This is a genomic window from Stenotrophomonas sp. PUT21 (assembly GCF_052232875.1).
GTDB classification, from domain to species: domain Bacteria; phylum Pseudomonadota; class Gammaproteobacteria; order Xanthomonadales; family Xanthomonadaceae; genus Stenotrophomonas; species Stenotrophomonas maltophilia_N.
Map to the genome: position 1 here is coordinate 104,390 of NZ_CP197645.1, position 20,888 is coordinate 125,277.

Genomic DNA, 20,888 nt, shown 5'->3' on the forward strand with positions numbered 1-20,888 from the left:
GGGCACTGTAGCGGTCGGCAGCGCTGCCGGGGCGGGAGGCTGCGGCATCTACCCGCAACACTGTGGTGCGCGCGGGGGCGATGGGGGCCGAAGACCTTGCAGGGACGGCGCCTTGCCGATTGCGGCCTCCCCGCTCCGGAATGTGCGGAGCGCCAACCGGCTGTTTCACCGGGTGCTCTGGGCCTACCGTGGCGCTCCCTCACTTCCCGGCACCGCCATGTCCTCTTTCCCTGACCTCCGCGACCCCACGCACCCACCGGGCCTGCGCGCCACCCAGGTGCAGCCATGAGCGGGCACGCGGTTGATGCCACCGCAGTTCGCCTGCCCAATGCCGCCACCCGGTTGCCCCTCGGCGGGCTGCTGGCGCTGGCCTGCGCGGGCTTCATCACCATCCTCACCGAGGCGTTGCCGGCCGGGCTGTTGTCGCCGATGAGCGCTGATCTTGGCGTCAGCCGTGCATTGGTCGGGCAGCTGGTGACGATCTACGCGCTGGGCTCGCTGGTGGCCGCGCTGCCGATGACCGCATTGACCCGGCGCTGGCCACGCCGCCCGCTGCTGCTCACCGCGATCGCCGGCTTCGTGGTGGTCAACACCATCACCGCGATGACGCACCACTACGGCTTGATGCTGGTCGCGCGTTTCTGCGCGGGCATCAGTGCGGGTCTGTTGTGGTCGCTGGTGGCCGGCTATGCCAGCCGCATGGTGGTGCCGCAGCTGCAGGGACGCGCCATTGCGGTGGCGATGGTCGGCACGCCGCTGGCGCTGTCGCTCGGCATCCCGGCCGGCACGCTGCTCGGCCAGACCATCGGCTGGCGCTGGGCGTTCGGATTGATGTCGCTGCTCAGCGTCGGCCTGTTGGTGTGGGCGCGGTTGGCGCTGCCGCCCCTGCCGGCCCCGGGCGCGGCCGCGCAGCAGCCGCTGGGCAACGTGCTGCGCCTGCGCGGCATGCGCACCGCGTTGCTCACGATGTTCCTGTACGTACTGGCGCACAACGTGCTGTACACCTACATCGAACCCTTCGCGGCGCTGTCCGGCGCGGCGGCGTGGCTGGACCGCCTGCTGCTGGTGTTCGGCGTGTCCGCGCTGGTCGGCATCTGGATCACCGGGCTGCTGGTGGATCGCTGGCTGCGCGAGCTGGTGGTCGCCAGCACCGTGGCGTTCGCGCTGTCGGCCGTGGCGTTCGGCGTGTGGCCAGGCTCACCGTGGGTGCTGCTGATCGGCACGGTGGTGTGGGGTGTTTCCTTCGGCGGCGTTGCCACGCAGTTCCAGACGGCGGTGGCACGACGTGCCGACGAGGCCGGGGATATCGCGCAATCGTTCGTGGTCACTGGTTGGAACCTGGCCATCGCATTGGCTGGCATCCTCGGCGGCGTGATGCTGGAAACCGTGGGCGAGCGCTGGCTGCCGGCCGTGCTGCTGGTGCTGCTGCTGGCCACGTTGATGGTGGTGCTGCGCCAGCCGCGCGCCTGGGCGCCCACGGGGCACTGAGCCCAGCCGCCGCACCCGGCAAGGTGGGCCGCGATACCCGGCGCTATGCTGGGGCCGGGTATCGCAATGGGAGTGGCGGGTGCGTAACGGGGTCCTTCGAAGCGGCGTGCTGGCACTGCTGTGCCTGGCCGGCATCGCGCACGCGGCCGGGCCGGAGCGGCGGATCGCGCTGACCATCGACGATCTGCCCTGGCAGCGGCTGGACGAACGCGTCGAGCCCGAGCTTGCTGCCCGCCACGCGCAGCTGATCGCGGCCTTGAAGCGCGCCGACGTGCCGGTGGTGGGCTTCGTCAACGAGGTCAAACTGGAGGTGGATGGGCGGGTACAACCGGCGCGGGTGCAGATGCTGCGCGACTGGCGCGATGCCGGCTTCGAACTGGGCAACCACACCCACGGCCATGTGGATCTGCACGCGATCGGCTTGCCCGCGTATGAGCAGGACATCCTGCGCGGTGAAGCTACCCTGCGCCCGCTGCTGGCCGAAACCGGGCAGGCACCCCGCTGGTTCCGGCATCCGTATCTGCGTGCCGGGCAGTCGCCGCAAGAACGCGCCGCGCTCGGTGCGTTCCTGCGGCAGCATGGGTATCAGGTCGCGCCGGTCACGGTCGACAACAGCGAATGGATCTGGGCGTTCGCCTACGATCATGTGCGCGATACCGAGGCCGATCCCATCGCGCGTGAGGCCCGCCTGCGCCAGCTGCGCCGTGGCTACGTGCCGTACATGCTCAACAAGCTGGACTACTACGAGCAGCAGGGGCAGCAGCTGCTGGGTCGGTTGCCTGCGCAGGTGTGGTTGATCCATGCCAATGCGCTCAGCGCCGATTGCGTGGAGGAACTGGTCGCGGCCACACGGCGGCGGGGCTATCGTTTCATCTCGCTGGAGGCGGCACTGCAGGACCCCGCCTACCAGCACGCCGATGGTTACAACGGCGCCGGTGGCATCAGCTGGATCCAGCGCTGGGCGATGGCGGAGAACAAGCCGAAGGCGTTCTATGCGGGCGAGCCGCAGGTGCCGGCATGGGTGATGACGCTGGCCGGGCTCGACGCGGAGTAGCGTGCCGGCTCAGGCCGGGGTGTCGCTGTTGGGGTTCTGCATGTCTTCGCGGGCCTGACCATACTGCTGCTGGCGCAGCTGGTGGAAGGCCCGGAACTCGGCCGGCGGCAGTGCCTTGGAGAACAGCCAGCCCTGGCCGAATTCCACCTGGCGCGCCTGCAGGTAGGCCAGCTGTGCCGGGGTTTCCACGCCTTCGGCGACGGTGAACAGGCCCAGCGTCTTGGCCATGTCGATGATGTGCGAGGTCACCGGGCTGGTCGCGCTGTCGGTGCCGATCGCATCGATGAACGACTTGTCGATCTTCAACGCATCCAGCGGCAGCTGCTGCAGGTACTGCAGGCTGGAATAGCCGACGCCGAAATCATCGATCGCAACGCAGTGGCCCATCCGGCGCGCATTGGCCAGGCTGGTGCGCGCGCGCCGGATGTCGATGAAGCCCCGTTCGGTTGCTTCCAGCCAGATCTGCTGCGGGTGGATGCCGGTGCCATGCAGCTTGCCCGACAGGACCTTCAACGCCCGCCCGCTGCTGACATCCTCGGCGGCCAGGTTGATCGCGATATGCGCGGTGCGGTCCTGCACCAGCAGCTCGCGCATGTCGGCGATCACGTGGTCGATGACCTGGTCGGTCAGCGCCTCGATCAAGCCGGCTTCCTCGGCCAGTGGGATGAACAGGTCCGGCCGCACCAGGGTGCCATCCGGGCGACGCCAGCGCACCAGTGATTCAGCGCCCACGCAGATGCCGGTGTCCAGCTCGATGATCGGCTGGTAATGCATGAAGAACTCGCGCCTGCGCACCGCCGTGGCCAGTTCGCCGCGCAGCGACAGCCGCCGCCGCGACAGCCACACCACGCCGGAGATCACCGCCAGCGCGCCCAGCACGCCCAGCGGAATGAACTGCCCGATCTGATGGCGGAACGCGGCGACCAGATCGGTGCGGGGGGCCGTGGCGATCGCCAGCCACTCCTGGTCCTGGGCGGTGGCATACAGCGTCTGGTCTTCCATGCCGCTGGCCGGTTCGCGCAGCAGCCGCTGCAGCAGGACCTGGTCTTGGATGTCCTGCTGCGCGATCAGACGGCCGTCGGGGCTGGCCACGGCCAGGCGCACGTTGGGGTCGGCGATCACATCGACCAGCCGGGCCGGGTCCATCAGGATGTCGTAGTGCCCGTAGCTGAGCGCCATCAACGGTTGCTGCGCACTGCCGGCCAACGGCCGCACGCCCAGGGTGATGCCGGCACCTTCGGCGGTGACATAGCCGGGCGTGGGCTGCGGGATCTCCGCGCTTACCGGCCCCCACGAGTTGCAGACCAGCCGGCCGTTCTCGAAATAGCCCACCTGCTCGGCCGAATGCGTGCGCATCACCAGGCTGCGCATCAGCTGGAGGTGCTCGGGCGAGCAGGGCGCCAGCGTGCTCTGGTTGAGTTCGTGCAGGGTGGTCAGCGCCATCTCGTAGGCGCGATGCGCGCGCTGCAGGGTGCGCTCGGCAGTGGTCTGCAGCCGCACCTGTTCGGATTCGCTGGCGCGGCTCCAGGTGAAATAGAACACGGTGGCGATCGGCACCAGGGCGCCGAGCAGGGCAAGCACTACGGTGGCGGCAATGATCCTGGCGCGGTTCAAGCAGACCTCGATGCCCTGGCGGGGAAGGGGCTCACGGCCGCGGGCAGTCCTGCCCCGTGTGGCCCGGGAACCCTATATGACCATCAGCGGGCAGGGATTGGAACCATTCGCCGCGGGAGCGGGCGGTGCTGTCGGGATCGTCTTCCGCCAAACAGGGCTGATCCGTCACCGGAGCACGCCGGTATTCACCTTCGGTTCGCGCCCCCGGCCGGATGATCGCGCCGCACCCCTGCGTGCCCCGATCCGAGCCCGATGAATCCGACCCTGCCTGCCGTGTTGGCCCTGTTGTCGTTGCTGCTGCCTGGCCTGGCATCGGCGCGCACGGTCTATCGCTGCGTGCAGAGCAACACCGTCAGCCTGGCCACCGCACCGGAGCCAGGCTCCAGATGCACCCCGCAGCAGATCGACGACAACGCCGTGCAGACCCCCAACCTGTGGGGCAACATGGGCGTCTTCAGCGGCACGTTGTATGAGCGCGAACAGGATGGCGCGCTGGTCTACTCGACCCGCAACCTGCCGGGCTCGCGCGTGTTCCTGAAATTCACCGTGGCCACCCCACCGGGCGAACCGGCGCACGAAGGGCTGGGCAAGGTCGGCACGCCGCAGTTGAACCGGCATGCCAAGCAGTTCAAGGCGGCCGCGAAGGCCACCGGCGTGGACGATGCCTGGCTGCGCGCGATCGCCCATGCCGAGAGCGGCTTCGATGCGGGCGTGATCTCGCCCAAGGGCGCCCAGGGCGTGATGCAGCTGATGCCCGATACCGCCACCGAATACGGCGTGGCCGATCCCCTCTCGGCCGAACAGTCGATCAGCGGTGGCGCGCGTTACATGAAGGCCTTGCTGCGCCGCTACAAGGGCGACCGCGTGCTGGCGGCCGCCGCGTACAACGCCGGCATCGGTGCGGTGACGCGCTACAAGGGCGTGCCGCCGTATGCGGAAACGCTGGCCTACGTGGAGAAGGTCAGTGCGCTGTACGTGCGCTATCGCGAAGCGATGGGGTTCAAGGTGGAGACGCCGGCGAAGTAGGAACCGGGGTCAGCGTGAGGAGCCGCGCGCAACAATCCCGTACGCGTCACTGCGGCCGACGGTGTTCAACGCCGCTTGCACATCGCTGCGCGCCACCACCTGCCACCAGCGACGATCGCGCTCGGCATCGCCGGGCAGCGAGGGCACGGTGACAAAGCGCTGGACCGACAGCAGGGTATCGCTGCGGTGCTGGGTGGATTGCAGTCTGCCGATCAGATGCGCGGCAGCGGCGTCCAAGGCGTTGTCCTCCAGCAAGGCATCCATGAAATAGCCTGCCGCAACATCGTCATGCGCCTGGAGCCATGCCTTTGCCTGTTCGGCACGTGCGGCATCGCCCAGCTGGCGATAGGCCGCAAAGCGCACCCATTGCTGCACCGCTTCACCGTACGGGCTGAGGCTGTTGCCGATGGCATCAGCGGTCTCCAGCGCCTGGCGGGGTTGCAGCGTGCCGGTCTGCCACACGGCCAGATTCAGGCGCTGGCTGACATTGCTGCCGCCACCCTCCCAGAAACGGCCCGCCAGCGTCATGGTGGCCATCGCCGTCTCGATGTCGCCCAGCCGTCGTTGGGCGATGGCACGACTGTTGAGCAGCCACGCCAGGTCGCCGGATCCCTCGAACACGTCCGGAATGCCCGGATCGGCAGCCGCCTTGGCCGCCCGGTCCGTCATCGACAGGATTTCGTCGTTCTTTCCCATCAGCAGCATCGCCTCGCTCATCGCCGAGAGCGCGGTGACGTTCTCCGGCGCCAGCAGCGTGTCCAGCCGCAGCGTGTCCAGATGGCGCTGGGCCGCCAGCTGCGGATCGAAGCGAGGGCTGTCGCGATCGATGAAGCGATCAAAACGCTTGTCCGCCCGCAGGGCGATGACTTCCACCGGTGTGTCGATGCGCGCAAGCGTGGCCGCGACCCGTTCGGACTGGTCGGCGTTGATCTGAAGCAGCGCGAGTGCACGCCAGAAATCTGTCGGCTCCACGCCACCGGGCTTCCACTGATGCGCGAACAGCACCTCAAGGAACGCGCGCACTGCCTCGTCTTCGCCCTGCAACTGCTGGAGGAACTGCGCGGCTATGCCGATGCTGACATCGCCCACGAACTGCGGGGCCAGCTGCACGGCACGGGTGGTGTTCCGGATGCCTTCGAGGGGATTGCCCTCCTGGCTATCCAGCGTCCCGAGCAGATACAGCACACGCGGTTCATCCGGCGACAGCTGGCGTGCGCTCTGCAGGTACGTGCGTGCGGGCCCCGTCTGGCCGGTCTGCAGCGCGGTCCATGCTGCCTGGGTGTAGGCCTCGAGACGGTCGGCCTTGGACAGGGTATGCAGGGCAGGGCTCGCCAGCAGGCGTTCAAAGGCAATCAATGCACCCAGCGTGTCGCCCTGTGCAGCTTGACGGGCTGCATCGGCGACGGCGTCGCGCAGGGCCAACGCCGACGGTGCTGCCGTGCCATCGCCGGTGTCGGCACGGGCGTGGGCGGCACTGATGCCTGCGATCGCCAGCGCGAGCACCATGGCAATACGATGACGTTGCAGGCGCTGCATCACGTTGTCCTTCCATGGAATGAACGCTGATTGAAACCGGAACGTGGCGTCCACACAAGTCGCATTCGTTGTGCAGGGTTTGCAGGCACGCCACGAGCGGCTAAGGTCGTGTCCCGAACAGCAGCAGGCAAGGACAGCGATGACGCGCGGACGATGGGCAATGGTGGTGCTGATAGCAGCCCTGATGGCGGCGGCCCTGGCATGGACCTTCCTGCGCGAACCGGCCGCGCCCGCGCCGCCGCCGGGCCCGGTGGCGACCGTGCTCGGCTGGTCGCCGCAGTTCAGCGTGCTGGCCGGCGACGGTGTCGGTGGCAGCGCCGAAGGTCCCGCCGCCCAGGCGCGCTTCGCCGATCCCTACGGACTGGCGGTGGACGCGCACGGCGTGGTCTACATCGCCGATGCCGGCGACAACAATCGCATCCGCCGCGTTCACCCCGACGGCCGCGTGGACACGCTGGCCGGGCACGGCGAGGGCTGGCGCGATGGCGCCGCGCTGCAGGCGCAGTTCAATACACCGTCCGGCATCGCGTTGGATGTGGCCGGCAACGTCTACGTCGCCGACACCGGCAATCACGTGATCCGCCGCATCGCGGTGGACGGCACCGTGAGCACGCTGGCCGGTGATGGCCAGCGGGGCTTCGTCGATGGGCCAGCCGCGCAGGCGCGGTTCGATGGACCGATGGGGGTGGCGGTGGACGCCGGTGGCCGCGTGTATGTGGCCGATACCTACAACGACCGCATCCGCGTGATCGAGCCCGATGGCCGTGTGCATACCCTGGCTGGTGGCGAGTGCCCAGGGCTGATGGACGGCATCGGCGCGGGCACCCGCTTGGATACGCCGGTCGCGCTGGCACTGGATCCGCAGGGAAATCTGCTGATCGCCGACCTGTTCAACAACGCGATCCGCCAGCTTGCGCCGGATGGCACGCTGAGCACGCGCGTGGCCGACGGTGGTCTGCTCAGTGGGCCCCTGTCCGTGGCAGTAACCCATGACGGGGTGATCTACGCCAGCGACATCAACGGCAAGGTGGTGCAGATCTCGGCGCAGGGCCACCAGCTCGCCCTGGCGGGTGTGCCGCCGCAGCCGCGCTTTGCCCGGCCGACCGCACTCGCACTGGATGCTGAGGGCGGGCTGTATCTGGCCGATGCCGCGTCCTACCGGGTGCACCGGCTGCGTGCGCTGGCCGCGGGCCAGACTGCGCCGCCGGCCCTGATCGGCCCGGCACCGGACGCGCCGTTGCCCGACACCGCCGGCCGTTGGCCACTGGCCCCGCAGGATGGCTGGCATGAGGTGGTCGGCACGCTGGGTGAAGTGCGCGGCGACTTCAAGGGCGAGAGCCGCCACCATCTGCATGGCGGCTTCGACATCCGCGGTGATGTCGGCCAGCCGGTATTGGCGATCGCCGATGGCAAGGTCGATACGCCGTTCGCGGCGTGGTCGGTCGGCGGCCAGGCCGAAGGCCTTTCGCTGGGCCGGCTCAAGTACATCCACATGAAGGTCGGCCGTGACCCGCGCGATCGTGCGTTCGATCCGCGCTGGCAGCAGGTGTCGGGTGAGGACGGCACGTTGGAGCGCATCCGCGTGCGTCGCGGCACCCGTTTCGCCGCCGGCGAAACGCTGGGCAGCATCAACCGCATGGCGCATGTCCACCTGAGCGTGGGCGCCAGTGGCTTCGAGCGCAATGCGGTGGCGCTGGGCTTCACCGGCTATGCCGATACGTTCGCGCCGCGCATCACCGAGGTCGCCGTGCTGGACGATCTGGACCAGCCGATCAAGGCCGGTGCCGACGGACGCGTTGCGATCCCCCGCCAGGGCCCGGGCGTGCAGATCGTGGTGGAAGCGTGGGACCAGGTGGACCGCAACCTGCCGCGCCGTCGGCTGGGGCTGTACCAGGTCGGCTACCAGGTGCTGAACGCACAGGGCCAGCCGCTGGCCGGCTACGAGCAGCCGCGCTTCAACATCGTGTTCAACCGGATGCCGCGCGAAGACAGCGCTACGCGCGTGGCCTACGCACCGGACAGCGGCATCACCGTGCATGGCAGCGCGGTCACGCGGTTCCGCTACCTGGTCACCAATACCGTGCGTGACGGCCTGGTCGAGACCGGACGCTGGCAACCGGATGCGCTGCCGGCCGGCGAGTACATTCTGCGTGGCAGTGCGCGCGACTACAGCGGCAATGAGGCCATCGGCCCGCGCGATCTGAAGGTCACGCTGTTGCCCTGAGCTGCCTCAGGCGCCGACGCGCACGCGCTCGGCGTCCATGTCGGCCAGCGGCCGCACCTCGATACTGCCGAAACGCGACCACGGGAACTGCTGGGCGATGCGCATCGCCTCGGCGTGGTCGGGGGCGTTGATCAGGTTGAAGCCGGCCAGCAGTTCGTGGGTCTCGGCGAACGGGCCGTCGGTGATGCGGGTCTGGCCCTGGCGCACGCGCAGCGTGCGCGCGCTGTCCACCGGTTCCAGCTTCTGGGCGAGCACCAGCGTGCCTTCGGCCTGCAACCGGTCGGCGTGCTGCAGGCAGTCGTGCATCAGGCGGTCGTATTCGTCGCCGGGCAGGGCGTGCAACAGGCCCTCGTCGATATAGATCAGCAGAAGAAATTGCATGGCCGGACCGGGGTGGGCGGGGGAATCCGCATGATGCCCCAGCCCGCGCTCGCGGCGTGTTGCAACGCCGCAGCGGTGCCCTGTTCAGCGATGGAAAAATAAATCGGTCGGGCCTGTCGATTTCCGCCCCGCCGGCTCGTTGTATCCAGTGAACGGCCCGGGTTCCGGGCTTGCACACAGGAGCACCCCGTGAAAGTCATGGTACTGGTCAAGGCAACGGCGGCCACCGAGGCCGGTCAACTGCCCACCGAGCAGGAGATCCGCGCCATGGGCGCCTACAACGAGCAGCTGGTCCAGGCCGGCATCATGCTGGCGGGCGAGGGCCTGCACCCGACCTCGCGCGCACGCCGGGTGGCCTTCGGCAGCGAACCGCCGCGCGTGATCGACGGCCCGTTCGCCGAAACCCGCGAACTGGTCTGCGGGTTCTGGCTCTGGCAGGTCCGCTCGCTGGACGAGGCCACCGAGTGGCTCAAGCGCGCGCCGTTCGCCGCTGGCGATGTGGTCGAGCTGCGGCCGATCCTCAGTGCCGAGGATTTCGGCGCCGCCTTCACTCCCGAATTACAGGCGCAGGAACAGCGTCTGCGCGACCAGATCGGCGCTGCCGACTAATCCCCCCGCATCCCTGGAGCATTCCCATGAAACTGATTCCGTTCCTCGGCTTCAACGGCAAGACCCATGAGGCCATGGCCTTCTACGCGCAGGTGCTGGGCGGCAAGGTCACCTCGGAAATGAAGTACCGCGACATGCCGCCCATGGAAAGCAAGGAGGGCTGTGGCGAGATGCCGCCGGAGACACTGGACCACGTCGCGCACAGCCAACTGGAGGTGGGCTCGGCGATCCTGATGGCCGCCGACGGCCCGTCGCCCGACGGGCAGGGCAGCACAACGATCAACATCGATGTGGACTCGATCGAGGAGGCCGAGCGCGTGTTCAATGCGCTGGCCGACGGTGGCGAGATCAAGATGCCGATCACCGAAACCTTCTGGGCCCATCGTTGGGGCTTTCTGATCGACCGTTACGGCAAGCCGTGGATGGTCAACTGCATGAAACAGCCCTGATTCTTCCGTTCAACAGGAACCCTCCGCATGACCAGCACGACGCAGCAGATGATCTTCGTCAACCTCCCGGTGCGCGATCTGGAGGCGTCCAAGACGTTTTTCGCCGCCCTTGGCTATACCTTCAACCCGACCTTCACCGATGAGAACGCGGCCTGCATGATCATCAGCGACAGCATCTTCGTGATGTTGCTGGTGGAGCCGTTCTTCGCGCAGTTCACGACCCAGCCGATCAGCGACGCGCGGCGCCAGACCGAGGTGATCACCTGCCTGTCGGCGGAGAGCCGCAAGGCGGTCGATGGGCTGGTGGACAAGGCGTTGAAGGCCGGTGCCCGCGAGCCGCAGCCCGCGCGCGATTACGGTTTCATGTACCAGCGTGGCTTCCAGGACCTGGATGGGCACCTGTGGGAAATCGCGCACATGGACGGTGAACCAGGGTGATCGCCCGCCGCGGTGCGGCTTGTGCCCCGGCCGCACCGGTGCTCTGATCGGCCGCATGGAGACGGCACTGACGCAACGACTGGAAACGATCTGGCGCATGGAGTCGCCAGTGTTGACCGCCCGCCTGACCCGCCTGCTTGGGGGTGACGTCGGCCGTGCCGAAGAGCTGGTCCAGGACACCTGGCTGGCCGCGCTGGAGCGCTGGCCCAGCCAGGGTGTGCCGGACAATCCCGGAGCGTGGCTGATGACCACCGCGCGCAACCGCGCCATCGACGTGCTGCGCCAGCACCAGCGCGTCGCCGGCCAGCATGCGCAGTACGGCAGTGAGCTGGAGCCGCTGCCATTGCCGGCGCCGGACGACAGCGACGCGCTGGAAGACGATATCGGCGATGACCTGCTGCGGTTGATGTTCGTCGCCTGCCATCCGGTGCTGGCCGCCGATGCGCGTGTGGCGTTGACGCTGCGGCTGCTCGGCGGGCTGACCACCGAGGAGATCGCGCGCGCGTTCCTCGCCCCGGAGCCGACCATCGCCCAGCGCATCGTGCGTGCTAAACGCACCCTGGCGCAGAAGCAGGTCCCGTTCGAAGTGCCGCGCCAGGCCGCCTTGCCGGAGCGGTTGGCGTCGGTACTGGAGGTGGTCTACCTGATCTTCAACGAAGGCTATGCGGCCAGCGCCGGCGACGACTGGATGCGCCCGGCCTTGTGCGATGAAGCGCTGCGGCTCGGCCGCGTGTTGGCCAGCCGCCTGCCAACCTGGCCACAGGTGCACGGGCTGCTCGCCCTGATGGAACTGCAGACGTCGCGGACCGCCGCACGCACCGATGCGGCCGGCACGCCGATCCTGCTGCCCGACCAGGACCGCACGCGCTGGGACTGGTTGCAGATCGGCCGCGGCCAGGCCGCCCTGCAGCAGGCGGTCGCGCTCGGCGGTGGTGACGATCCCTATGCACTGCAGGCGGCCATCGCCGAGTGCCATGCGCGCGCGCGCCGCGCCGAAGACACCGACTGGGCGCGGATGACCGTGTTGTACGCGCGGCTGGCCCAGCGCCAGCCCTCGCCGGTGGTCGCGCTGAACCATGCAGTGGCCGTGTCGCGGGCCCAGGGTGCGGCGGCCGCATGGCCACTGGTCGACGCGCTCGGTGGGGATGCGCGCCTGCGCGACTACGCACCGCTGGCCGCGGTGCAGGGCGATCTGCTGGCCCAGCTGGGCCGTCCCGACGAAGCGCGGGCGGCCTTCGAGCGCGCCGCCGCGCTGACCGCCAACGCACGTGAGAAGGCGATGCTGCTGGCCCGCGCCGCGGCTGTGTAGACCGGCACTGCACTGCGCGGCGGCTCTGGCCTACACTCGGGCGATTGTCGGTCAGTCATGAGGTGCAGCGTGAAGCGTGTGGTAATCAGCCTGTTGGCGTTGTCGGTGTCGTCGGCCTTGATGGCCGCCACCCCCAAATTCGATGGCGCGCGGATCTCCGCCGACGTCAAGGAACTGGCATCGGACGCCTACGAAGGCCGCTCGCCGGCCACCGCCGGTGAAGAGAAGACCATCGCCTTTCTGAGCAAGCAGTTCGCGGCGGCCGGCCTGCAGCCGGGCGGCGACCTCAAAGACGGCAAGCGCCTGTGGACCCAGGCCGTGCCGCTGCTCAAGGGCGATATCGTCGGTACCCCGAGCCTGTCGCTGAGCAGCAAGGGCACGCCGCAGACCCTGAGCCAGGGCAAGGAAATCGCCGTGCGCGCCGCGATGAACGGCGCCAGCGACGTGGACATCAAGAACGCGCCGCTGGTCTTCCTCGGCTACGGCGTCAAGGCCGCCGAGCGCAACTGGGACGACTTCAAGGGTGTGGACCTGAAGGGCAAGATCGCGGTCGTGCTGATCAACGATCCGGATTTTGAAACCGGCCAGGGCGACTTCGACGGCAAAGGCATGACCTACTACGGTCGCTGGACCTACAAGTACGAAGAAGGCGCGCGCCAGGGCGCCCTCGGCGTGCTGATCGTGCACGAGACCGCACCGGCCTCGTATGGTTGGGCGACCGTGGCCGGCTCCAACACCAACACCATGTTCGATGTGGTCCGTGACAACCCGGCCGAAGCGCATCCGCTGCTGGAAGGCTGGATCCAGCGCGATCTGGCGGTGGAGCTGTTCAAGCGGTCCGGCCTGGATTTCGAGGCGCTCAAGAAGCAGGCGCAGACCCGCGAGTTCAAGCCGGTGGAACTGAAGGGCGAGACCTTCTCGGCCAAGTATGCGGTCAAGACCGAGGTGATCACCTCGCACAACGTGGCCGCGCGCCTGGAAGGCAGCAAGCATCCGGATGAGACCGTGATCTACAGCGCGCACTGGGATCACATCGGTGTGGGCAAGCCGGACGCGAACGGTGACACCATCTTCAACGGCGCGCTGGACAACGCCAGCGGCACCGCTTCGCTGATCGAACTGGCCCGTGGCTTCGCCAAGGGCAAGCGTCCGGAGCGCTCGGTGCTGTTCCTGGCGGTCACCGCCGAGGAAAAGGGCCTGCTGGGTTCGGAGTACTACGCCACCCACCCGCTGTACCCGCTGGGCAAGACCGTGGCGCTGATCAACATGGACGGCATGGCGCCCTTCAGCCCCTCGCGTGATTTCGGCATCTACGGCTCGGCCAAGCTGGAGCTGCTGGACCAGCTCAAGGACGCCGCCAAGGGCTGGGACATCCGCTACACGCCGGACCCGAAGCCGGAAGCTGGCCTATTCTTCCGCTCCGATCACTTCCCGTTCGCCAAGCGCGGCGCGCCGGCGGTGTCGTACTCGGCGGGCCAGGACTGGGTGGAGGGGGGCGTGGCGGCCGGCAAGGCCGCTTCGGATGACTACACCGCCAAGCGCTATCACCAGCAGGGCGACGAGTGGCAGCCGGACTGGACCTTCGCCGGCGCCTCGCGCGATCTGGAAGTGCTGTACACGCTGGGCAACCAGTTGGCCAACTCGCGCGCCTGGCCGAACTGGAGCGAAGACTCCCAGTTCCGCGCCCCGCGTGACGCCAGCGCCGCCGAGCGGAAGTGAGACCGGGTCCGGCCGGCATCGCCGGCCGGACCTCCAACCCGGCGCCACGCCATGCGTGGCGTCGCGGTTCCGGAACGAACGCCAGCCACCCATGGGGTGGCTCTACGCGGCTTCGTCCCACCAAACCCCGCCTTCGTCGCATGCCGCTTGTTCCCGCTGGCAGCAGGGCTATGCTCGCCTCACTTCCTCTGTGATGACGCCACCGTGTTCGCCAGCCTCGCTCTGATCTTCCGCATTCTGTTGGCCTGGGCCGCTGCCATCGTGGTGGCGGGGTTCGTCTGGAGTGGCTTCTTCCACGGTATGGATGAAGGCCCCGGCTGGGTGTTCGGCTTGCTGGCCCTGTTCGTGATGGTGACCGCGCTGGGCAGCTGCATCGCCCATATCCGCCGGGTCCGGCACGCCGCCGGGCGCCTGGACGCGACCACCCTGTCCAGCCGCCAGCGCCGCCAGATCGAGGTACCGATGGATGCCGGCCCGGCCTTCGCCCTGGTCGAAGCCGCCATCGCCGAGCTGCCACGGGTGGAAGACATCGAAAGCGCACCGGGCAGCCTGCAGGTGCGCGCCTACGTGCGCCGCGTGGATCCCTACAACGGCCGCCCGCCGTCCCGCTGGAACCTGCCTGCGCGGCTGGCGATCAAGCGCAACAGCGTGCTAGCCACGGTCACCCCGGGGCAGGGCACCAGCAGCGTGACCCTGCTGTTCGAGCCCGATGCCGGGGTCTGGGCGGACCTGCTGGCGGTGGACGAAGGCAGCAACCATGAGAACGCCGAAGCGGTCAGCCGCGCGATCACCCGCCGGGTGGCCGAACAGCGCCGCGACGAGCAGGCCGCCGCCGAGCAGACCTCGACCGAGAAGGAGCTGTCGGTGGCCAAGCTCAACCTGCTGCATGCCCAGGTCGAGCCGCACTTCCTCTACAACACGCTGGCCAACGCGCAGGTGCTGACCCGTACCGATCCACCGCGCGCCGACCAGATGCTCGGGCACCTGATCCAGTACCTGCGCAGCTCGCTGCCCAGCGTGGAAGAGTCGATGTCGACCTTGGGCGTGGAGCTGGAGCGCACCCAGGCCTACCTGGAAATCCTCAAGATCCGCATGGGCGCACGCCTGGCCCTGCAGGTGGATGTACCCCCGGCCCTGCTCAGCCTGCCGCTGCCCTCGATGGCGCTGCAGACGCTGGTCGAGAATGCGATCAAACACGGCCTGGAGCCCAAGCCCGGCGGTGGCACGGTGTGGATCATCGCGCGCGCCTTCGAGGACCATGTCACCCTCACCGTGGCCGATGACGGCCTCGGTTTCGGGCAGGGCACCAGTGGCACCGGCATCGGTCTGAAGAACCTGCGCGAACGCTTGCGCCTGACCTGCGGTGAGCGCGCCAGCGTGGCCATCGTGTCCAACTTCCCCAGCGGCGTGGCAGCGACCATCACCCTGCCGCGCGACGCACGTGAGGCGACCCATGCAGCTTGATGCGCTCATTGCCGAAGACGAAGACCTGCTGCGCCAGTCGCTGGTCGCGCAGCTGCAGCGGCTGTGGCCCGAACTGCGCCTGGTGGCCGAATGCGAGGATGGCGCCAGTGCGCTGGAGCGCTTGGCTGAACTCAAGCCGGACCTGGCCCTGCTCGACATCCGCATGCCCGGCATCACCGGCATCGAGGTGGCCCGCGCGCTGCCGGAGATCAGCCCGCGCACCCAGGTGGTGTTCGTCACCGCCTACGACCAGTACGCCATCGACGCCTTCGAACAAGGGGCGATCGACTACCTGCTCAAGCCGGTCAGCGACGAGCGCCTGCTCGCTACGCGCGAGCGCATCCTGGCCCGCATGCAGCTGGGCCGCCCCGACAGCGGCATGCTCGAGCAGCTGCTGCAGCGCCTGGGCCAGCAGCCCGCCGCTGCCTCGAGTACACCGCCGTTGGCCTGGATCACGGCCAGCAACGGCCGCGACACCCAGCTGATCATGCTCGAAGATGTGATCTACTTCCGTGCGGACAGCAAATACACCACCGTGGTCACCGAGCAGGGCGAAAGCCTGCTGCGTACCTCACTGCGCGAGCTGCTCGATGCGCTCGACCCACAACGGTTCCGCCAGATCCACCGCTCCACCATCGTCAACATGAAGGCCGTCGCCGCGGTCACCCGCGATGACACCGGCCGCGGTCAGCTGCGCTTGAAGCATCGCACCGAGGTGCTCAATGTCAGCCAGCCGTTCATGAGCCTGTTCCGCGGGATGTAACGCGCCTTTCCTTTTGTCTGGAGCCTGCCATGCGTATCGCCGTTCTCGTCAGTCTCTGCGTGCTGGTGCTGGCCGCCTGCCAGCAATCGAGCAACACCTCCGTCACCCGGATCCGCGCCAATGGTGTGGATACGCTGTACAGCAAGACCACCGTCGACAACGGCGTCGCCCGCTTCGACTGCATCGCCAGCAGCAGTGGCCGCTGCCATTACCTGGTGCTGGATGCGCGGTGCGCGAAGGACAAGGACTGCGGCTATCCCCCCCTGCACCGGTTGGCGGTGGCGGTGGGCAAGACCGAGCAGATGGCGGGCTTGCCAGCCGGCTTCCAACACTGCGTCAGTGCGGTCCAGAAAGAACAATGCCACCGTGAATGATCACGGTGGCATCGTGGCTCCCCCCGCTTTTCAGTAGGGTCAGAACGCGGGCTGCAGATGCAGGTTGGTGCCGTTGGGCTGCTCGCCGACGTGGTTGAGCTGCCCGACCAGTTCGGTGTGCTGCTTCATCCGGCCGATCTCGCGCATGATGCGGATATCCTCGTGGCGCAGCTCGCGCTTGGCGCTCACGGCCTGCTTGTAATCCAGGACTTCCGGATAGTGCTGGGCCATGTCCAGCGCTTCGGCCACGCATTCCACCGTATCGGCATCGGAGGTGATCCGGGCGCGGCTGTTGAAGGCCTTCATCCAACGCTCGAAGCCGGCGGTGTGATCGAACATGTTGGCCATGAACCAGATCACGAACAGGATCGAGACCCATGAGCCGAACACGATCACCACGCGGGTGAAGGTGATATGGAAGTCATCCTTCCACAGGTAGTTGCTGATCAGGCCGAGGATGAGCAGCGAAGATGCCTGCCAGCCCACGATCGAGGCCATCAGCCATTGGCCCTTGGCTTTGGCGAGCACCGCGACTTCTTCGCGGATCTGCTGTTCACTCTTGTTACGCCAATGCGCGACCTGTTTTTCGAACGGGCTGCTGTACAGCTCGTTGTCCTGCAACAGCAAACCCAAACCTTTGAACAAAGCGATCATGACGAGCTCCTTCTGGAACGTGCGGCAGCGCATTGGACGACGTTGTGGCGCATCCAGTTCTAGCACTTTCACGGCGCTTGGCAATGGGCAAAGCGCAAAGATCCGGCGTCGTTTCTGCCTGAATGGGCAAACTCGCAGCGGATTTGCGCACTGCGGCACGCAAATCGCCGGGTAAATACGGCGCGGACGGCGGCTCCCATGCTGCATCTGCACAATGCCAAGGCCCTGTCGGGCCGCGTCCTCGCCAGCCCCGTCGGTATCACGCAGAATTGACGCATCCGCGCGAAACGCCGGTCCGCTCCGCCCTCGGTACTGCTGATGTCTTCCCTGCTGCGTTCGCTTGCCCGCCCTGCCACCGCCCCGATCCGCCGCTGGGTGCTGGGCGCCTTCCCCCGCGGCCAGAGCGGGATCGACTACGACCACCCGCTGGGCGACCCCGGCTGGTTCGGCCCGGACAGCATCACCTGGCGCGTGCATTCCGAGTTCCCCGGCATGCTCGCCGGCGGCCTGTGTGCCCTGATGCTGCAGACCCTGCATCCATTGGCACTGGCCGGGGTGTACGACCACTCGAACTTCCGCGATGACCTGGTGGGCCGCCTGCGCCGCACCACCGCGTTCGTCGCCGGCACCACGTACGCACCGACCGCGGAAGTAGAGGCGTTGATCGCCAAGGTGACCCGCATCCATGCACAGGTACGCGGGCACACCGCCGACGGCCGCGCGTATTCCGCCGACGATCCCGCGCTGCTCACCTGGGTGCACGTCACCGAAGCCTACGGCTTCCTGCAGGGCTGCCGACGCTATTGCCGCGACGTGCCCACGGCGGTCGCCGACCGGTATTACCGTGAGTACAAGCGCGTGGCCGAAGAGCTCGGTGCTGTAGACGTTCCGGCGTCGGAAGCGGAGGTGGACGCGTACTTCGCGCAGCAGCAATCGCACCTGATGTTCGATGCACGCTCGCGCGAGGTGCTGGCGGTGCTGTCAGGCATCCGCCTGCCGGTGCCGATGGCGGGCCTCTCGCGCGAGTTGTTCCTCGGTGCCGGCGCTGCGTTGTTGCCTCACTGGGCGACGACGATGATCGAGCGCACGCCGATGCAACGTGCGCAGTCGCGCGCGTCTGCGGTGATGCTGAAAGGCATGGCGCCGTTGTTCCGGCGTGCGCTGCAGGATGGCCTGGCGACGCGGGCGTGCACGCGGATGGGTGTTCCTGCCAGCGTGCTTGCTGATTGGCCTTGAAGCGGTAGGTGCCCTGTGTCCGCTGGTTGGGTCGGGCACGCACAGGTCCCGACACCCCATCCATGCCCGCCCAAACCAGAGCAGCCGCAAACCAAAGCCGTTGCTCTGCTCCAAAAAAACGGGCGCCGAAGCGCCCGTTCTCTCATCTCAGCACAGTGCGATGAACCACCTCACCACACCTTGACCCGCTTCTCCGGCGCCAGATACAGCTTCTGGCCTTCCTTCACCTCGAAGGCCGGATACCACGCATCCAGGTTGCGCACCGTCAACGCACGGAACTGGCCCGGCGCATGCACATTCGTCAACAGCGAATTACGCAGCGCCTGCTCACGCGCCTTGCTCCGCCATGCCTGTGCGAAGCCCAGGAAGAACCGCTGATCCGGCGTGAAGCCCTCCAGCGTCTGGCCCGGCTTGCCCTGCAACGACAACTGATACGCATCGTATGCCGTCGACAGGCCCGCCACGTCCGCAATGTTCTCGCCCAGCGTCAAACGACCATTCACCGATACCCCCGGGAACGGACTGTAGCTGCTGAACTGCGCCGCCAGCGCATCGCCGGCCGCGTTGAACTTCTTCAGATCTTCCGCCGTCCACCAGTTCTGCAGCTTGCCCGTCTCATCGAACAGCGCACCGGCATTGTCGAAACCGTGGCTGATCTCATGGCCGATCACCGCACCGATCGCACCGTAATTCACCGCATCGTCGGCCGCGCCATCGAAGAACGGCGGCTGCAGGATCGCGGCCGGGAACACCAGGCGGTTTTCCAGCGGCACGTTCATCGCATTGATGGTCTGCGGCAGCATCGCCCACTCGCTGTGGTCCACCGGCTTGCCCAGCTTGGCGATGTTGCGCCGGTACTCGAACAGCTCGGCACGCTCGGCATTGCCCAGCGCGTCATCGCGCTTGATCTCCAGGCCGGCGTAATCGCGCCACTTGTCCGGGTAGCCCATGCCCACCGTCAAGCCATCAACCTTGGCCTTGGCACGGGCCTTGGTCTGCGGCGACATCCACTCCAGCGCATCGATGCGCTTGGCGAACGCGGCGATGATGTTCTTGGCCATCTCATCGGCACGGGCCTTGGTGGCCGGATCGAAGTGACGCTCGACGTACAGCTTGCCGATCGCTTCGCCAACGGCATGGTTGCTGTCATCCACTGCACGCTTCCAGCGCTCGCTCTGCTGCGGGGTGCCGTTGAGCGTGGTGCCGTGGAAGGCGAAGCGCGCATCGGCGAACGACTTGGGCAGGTAGGGGGCGGCGCGGTCCAGCGCGTGGAAGGCCAGATAGTCCTTCCAGACCTCCAGCGGCTCGGTCGCGACCAGGCGCGAAATGCCGGCCACGGCCTTGGGCTGCCACACGATGAAGTCCTGCTGGGCGTCCAGGCCGGCCGAGGTCAGGAAGGCGCTCCAGTCCATGCCCGGCGCCTTGGCGCTCAGGTCGGCCTGCTTCCAGGCGTTGGCACCCTTGGCGACGTCGTTGGTCTCTTCCTGGGTGGCATGGGCCTGGGCGATCTTGGTCTCCAGCGCGACGATGCGCTGCGCCTTGGCGGCCGGATCGGCGACGCCGGCCAACTGCAGTACCTGGGCGATGTAGGCCTGGTACTGCTTGCGGATCTCGGCCATGCGGCCGCCCTGCAGGTAGAAGTCACGGTCCGGCAGGCCCAGGCCGCCCTGCACCAGGTACGGCGCGGTGCGGTCCGGCTGCAGCAGGTCCACCGAGACCCACACGCCGAACAGGCGGTCGGTATAGAAGTTGGTGGCGTTGAGCAGGTCCACGTCGGCGCGCAGCGTCCCACCCAGTGCGGTGGCCAGCGCGGCCTTGTCGCTGATCCCGGCGATGGCGTCCAGTTCGGGTTTGACCGGGGCGGCGCCGCGCGACTCGATGCCGGTCTCGTCCATGAAGGCGGCGTAGTAATCGCCGATCAGCTTGGTCTCACCCTCGGCCTTGGTGTCGGCCGCGGCACCTTCAAGGATGGCGCGGGTGTCGGCCAGGGTCTTTTCGGAGATGACGTTGAAGCTGCCGTAGCTGGAGCGGTCGGCCGGGATCTCGGTGTTCTTGACCCAGGTCCCGTTGGCGAAGCCGAAGAAGTCATCGCCGGCGGCGATGCTGCGGTCCATGCCGGCGGCGTCGAAACCGAAGCTGCCCAGCTGCGGCTTGGGCGCGGCCGGTTCGGCCGGGGCGGTCTCGGGTGCGGACGCGGCCGGTGCAGTGGCCTCGCGGTCGCAGGCGGCCAGGCTCAGCGACAGGCTGGCGGCAATGGCGAGCATCAGGGTGGGGCGGCGCAGCTTGGACATTGAGCTTCTCAGCAACGGAAACGTCCAAGTCTAATCCTGTCCCGGCCGCGCGGTTATGCCGGCTTCGGCGGCATCGGGTGCCGGGGTTGCCCATCCCCGGATTCACCGTTGTGAACTGCCCGCCGCCGTATCTTCCCGTGCCGCGCGCGCTGGTGCATGCTGGGTCGCCACGGATTCCGCAGGCGCCGGTGGGCGCCGGTGTGACGATCAAGGCGTCAAGAATCCCGGGCAGCGGCCGCTCAGGTTTGGGGAAACCAGG

General features: G+C 67.8%; 18 protein-coding genes. 13 read left to right on the forward strand and 5 right to left on the reverse strand.

From position 1 onward, the window contains the following. Positions 1-285 precede the first annotated feature (285 nt). Together ACTT2I_RS00485 and ACTT2I_RS00490 are read left to right on the forward strand one after the other, a co-directional pair. Positions 286-1,488 (forward strand): MFS transporter, encoded by a 1,203-nt coding sequence (locus ACTT2I_RS00485; RefSeq protein ID WP_421100285.1) that lies wholly within the window; start codon positions 286-288, stop codon positions 1,486-1,488. 106 nt (positions 1,489-1,594) lie between these two features. After that, positions 1,595-2,542, forward strand: coding sequence for a polysaccharide deacetylase family protein (locus ACTT2I_RS00490; RefSeq protein WP_421100284.1), 948 nt, complete (start codon positions 1,595-1,597; stop codon positions 2,540-2,542). A 9-nt stretch (positions 2,543-2,551) separates the two neighbouring features. On the opposite strand, the gene ACTT2I_RS00495 is transcribed toward ACTT2I_RS00490, so the two are convergent. Beyond that, positions 2,552-4,156, reverse strand: a complete 1,605-nt coding sequence (locus ACTT2I_RS00495) for an EAL domain-containing protein (RefSeq protein ID WP_293984426.1) — start codon at positions 4,154-4,156, stop codon at positions 2,552-2,554. A 252-nt stretch (positions 4,157-4,408) separates the two neighbouring features. On the opposite strand from ACTT2I_RS00495, the gene ACTT2I_RS00500 reads away from it, so the two are divergent. Further along, positions 4,409-5,182 carry a lytic transglycosylase domain-containing protein gene (locus tag ACTT2I_RS00500; protein WP_421100283.1) on the forward strand — a complete coding sequence of 258 codons (774 nt, stop codon included), beginning with the start codon at positions 4,409-4,411 and terminating at the stop codon, positions 5,180-5,182. A gap of 9 nt (positions 5,183-5,191) precedes the next feature. Here ACTT2I_RS00500 and ACTT2I_RS00505 read toward each other — a convergent pair whose 3' ends face one another. Next, positions 5,192-6,718 (reverse strand): hypothetical protein, encoded by a 1,527-nt coding sequence (locus ACTT2I_RS00505; protein ID WP_421100282.1) that lies wholly within the window; start codon positions 6,716-6,718, stop codon positions 5,192-5,194. Between the two features lie 139 nt (positions 6,719-6,857). Here ACTT2I_RS00505 and ACTT2I_RS00510 point away from each other — a divergent pair, with 139 nt between their 5' ends. Further along, positions 6,858-8,942, forward strand: a complete 2,085-nt coding sequence (locus ACTT2I_RS00510; protein ID WP_421100281.1) for an SMP-30/gluconolactonase/LRE family protein — start codon at positions 6,858-6,860, stop codon at positions 8,940-8,942. Between the two features lie 6 nt (positions 8,943-8,948). Here ACTT2I_RS00510 and ACTT2I_RS00515 read toward each other — a convergent pair whose 3' ends face one another. Then, positions 8,949-9,323, reverse strand: a complete 375-nt coding sequence (locus ACTT2I_RS00515; protein WP_088434615.1) for a YciI family protein — start codon at positions 9,321-9,323, stop codon at positions 8,949-8,951. 189 nt (positions 9,324-9,512) lie between these two features. Between ACTT2I_RS00515 and ACTT2I_RS00520 the strand changes: the two genes are divergently transcribed. From ACTT2I_RS00520 to ACTT2I_RS00555, 8 genes are all read left to right on the forward strand, one after another. Then, the gene (locus ACTT2I_RS00520) at positions 9,513-9,932 is read left to right on the forward strand and encodes a YciI family protein (RefSeq protein WP_088434616.1); all 420 of its coding nucleotides are present in this window, start codon (positions 9,513-9,515) and stop codon (positions 9,930-9,932) included. Positions 9,933-9,958: 26 nt separating this feature from the next. Continuing rightward, on the forward strand, positions 9,959-10,381 hold the full coding sequence (locus tag ACTT2I_RS00525; protein ID WP_421100280.1) for a VOC family protein: 423 nt from the start codon (positions 9,959-9,961) through the stop codon (positions 10,379-10,381). Positions 10,382-10,408: 27 nt separating this feature from the next. After that, complete coding sequence (locus ACTT2I_RS00530; protein WP_088434618.1) at positions 10,409-10,819, forward strand: VOC family protein; 411 nt, start codon at positions 10,409-10,411, stop codon at positions 10,817-10,819. 55 nt (positions 10,820-10,874) lie between these two features. Next, entirely contained in the window at positions 10,875-12,128 is a 1,254-nt protein-coding gene (locus ACTT2I_RS00535) for an RNA polymerase sigma factor (protein ID WP_421100279.1), read from the forward strand. 69 nt (positions 12,129-12,197) lie between these two features. Further along, on the forward strand, positions 12,198-13,847 hold the full coding sequence (locus ACTT2I_RS00540; RefSeq protein ID WP_421100278.1) for a M28 family metallopeptidase: 1,650 nt from the start codon (positions 12,198-12,200) through the stop codon (positions 13,845-13,847). A gap of 204 nt (positions 13,848-14,051) precedes the next feature. Continuing rightward, the gene (locus ACTT2I_RS00545) at positions 14,052-15,311 is read left to right on the forward strand and encodes a sensor histidine kinase (RefSeq protein WP_421100277.1); all 1,260 of its coding nucleotides are present in this window, start codon (positions 14,052-14,054) and stop codon (positions 15,309-15,311) included. Next, positions 15,301-16,074 (forward strand): LytR/AlgR family response regulator transcription factor, encoded by a 774-nt coding sequence (locus ACTT2I_RS00550; protein ID WP_088432747.1) that lies wholly within the window; start codon positions 15,301-15,303, stop codon positions 16,072-16,074. Before ACTT2I_RS00545 ends, ACTT2I_RS00550 begins: the two co-directional genes overlap by 11 nt. Positions 16,075-16,103: 29 nt before the next feature. Next, positions 16,104-16,448, forward strand: coding sequence for a hypothetical protein (locus ACTT2I_RS00555; RefSeq protein ID WP_421100276.1), 345 nt, complete (start codon positions 16,104-16,106; stop codon positions 16,446-16,448). 39 nt (positions 16,449-16,487) lie between these two features. Here the strand turns inward: ACTT2I_RS00555 and ACTT2I_RS00560 are convergent, their stop codons facing one another. Beyond that, positions 16,488-17,102, reverse strand: coding sequence for a hypothetical protein (locus tag ACTT2I_RS00560; RefSeq protein ID WP_026070179.1), 615 nt, complete (start codon positions 17,100-17,102; stop codon positions 16,488-16,490). Between the two features lie 318 nt (positions 17,103-17,420). Here ACTT2I_RS00560 and ACTT2I_RS00565 point away from each other — a divergent pair, with 318 nt between their 5' ends. Further along, positions 17,421-18,338, forward strand: a complete 918-nt coding sequence (locus ACTT2I_RS00565; RefSeq protein WP_421100275.1) for an oxygenase MpaB family protein — start codon at positions 17,421-17,423, stop codon at positions 18,336-18,338. A 170-nt stretch (positions 18,339-18,508) separates the two neighbouring features. On the opposite strand, the gene ACTT2I_RS00570 is transcribed toward ACTT2I_RS00565, so the two are convergent. Next, the gene (locus tag ACTT2I_RS00570; RefSeq protein WP_421100274.1) at positions 18,509-20,629 is read right to left on the reverse strand and encodes a M13 family metallopeptidase; all 2,121 of its coding nucleotides are present in this window, start codon (positions 20,627-20,629) and stop codon (positions 18,509-18,511) included. Positions 20,630-20,888: the final 259 nt, after the last annotated feature.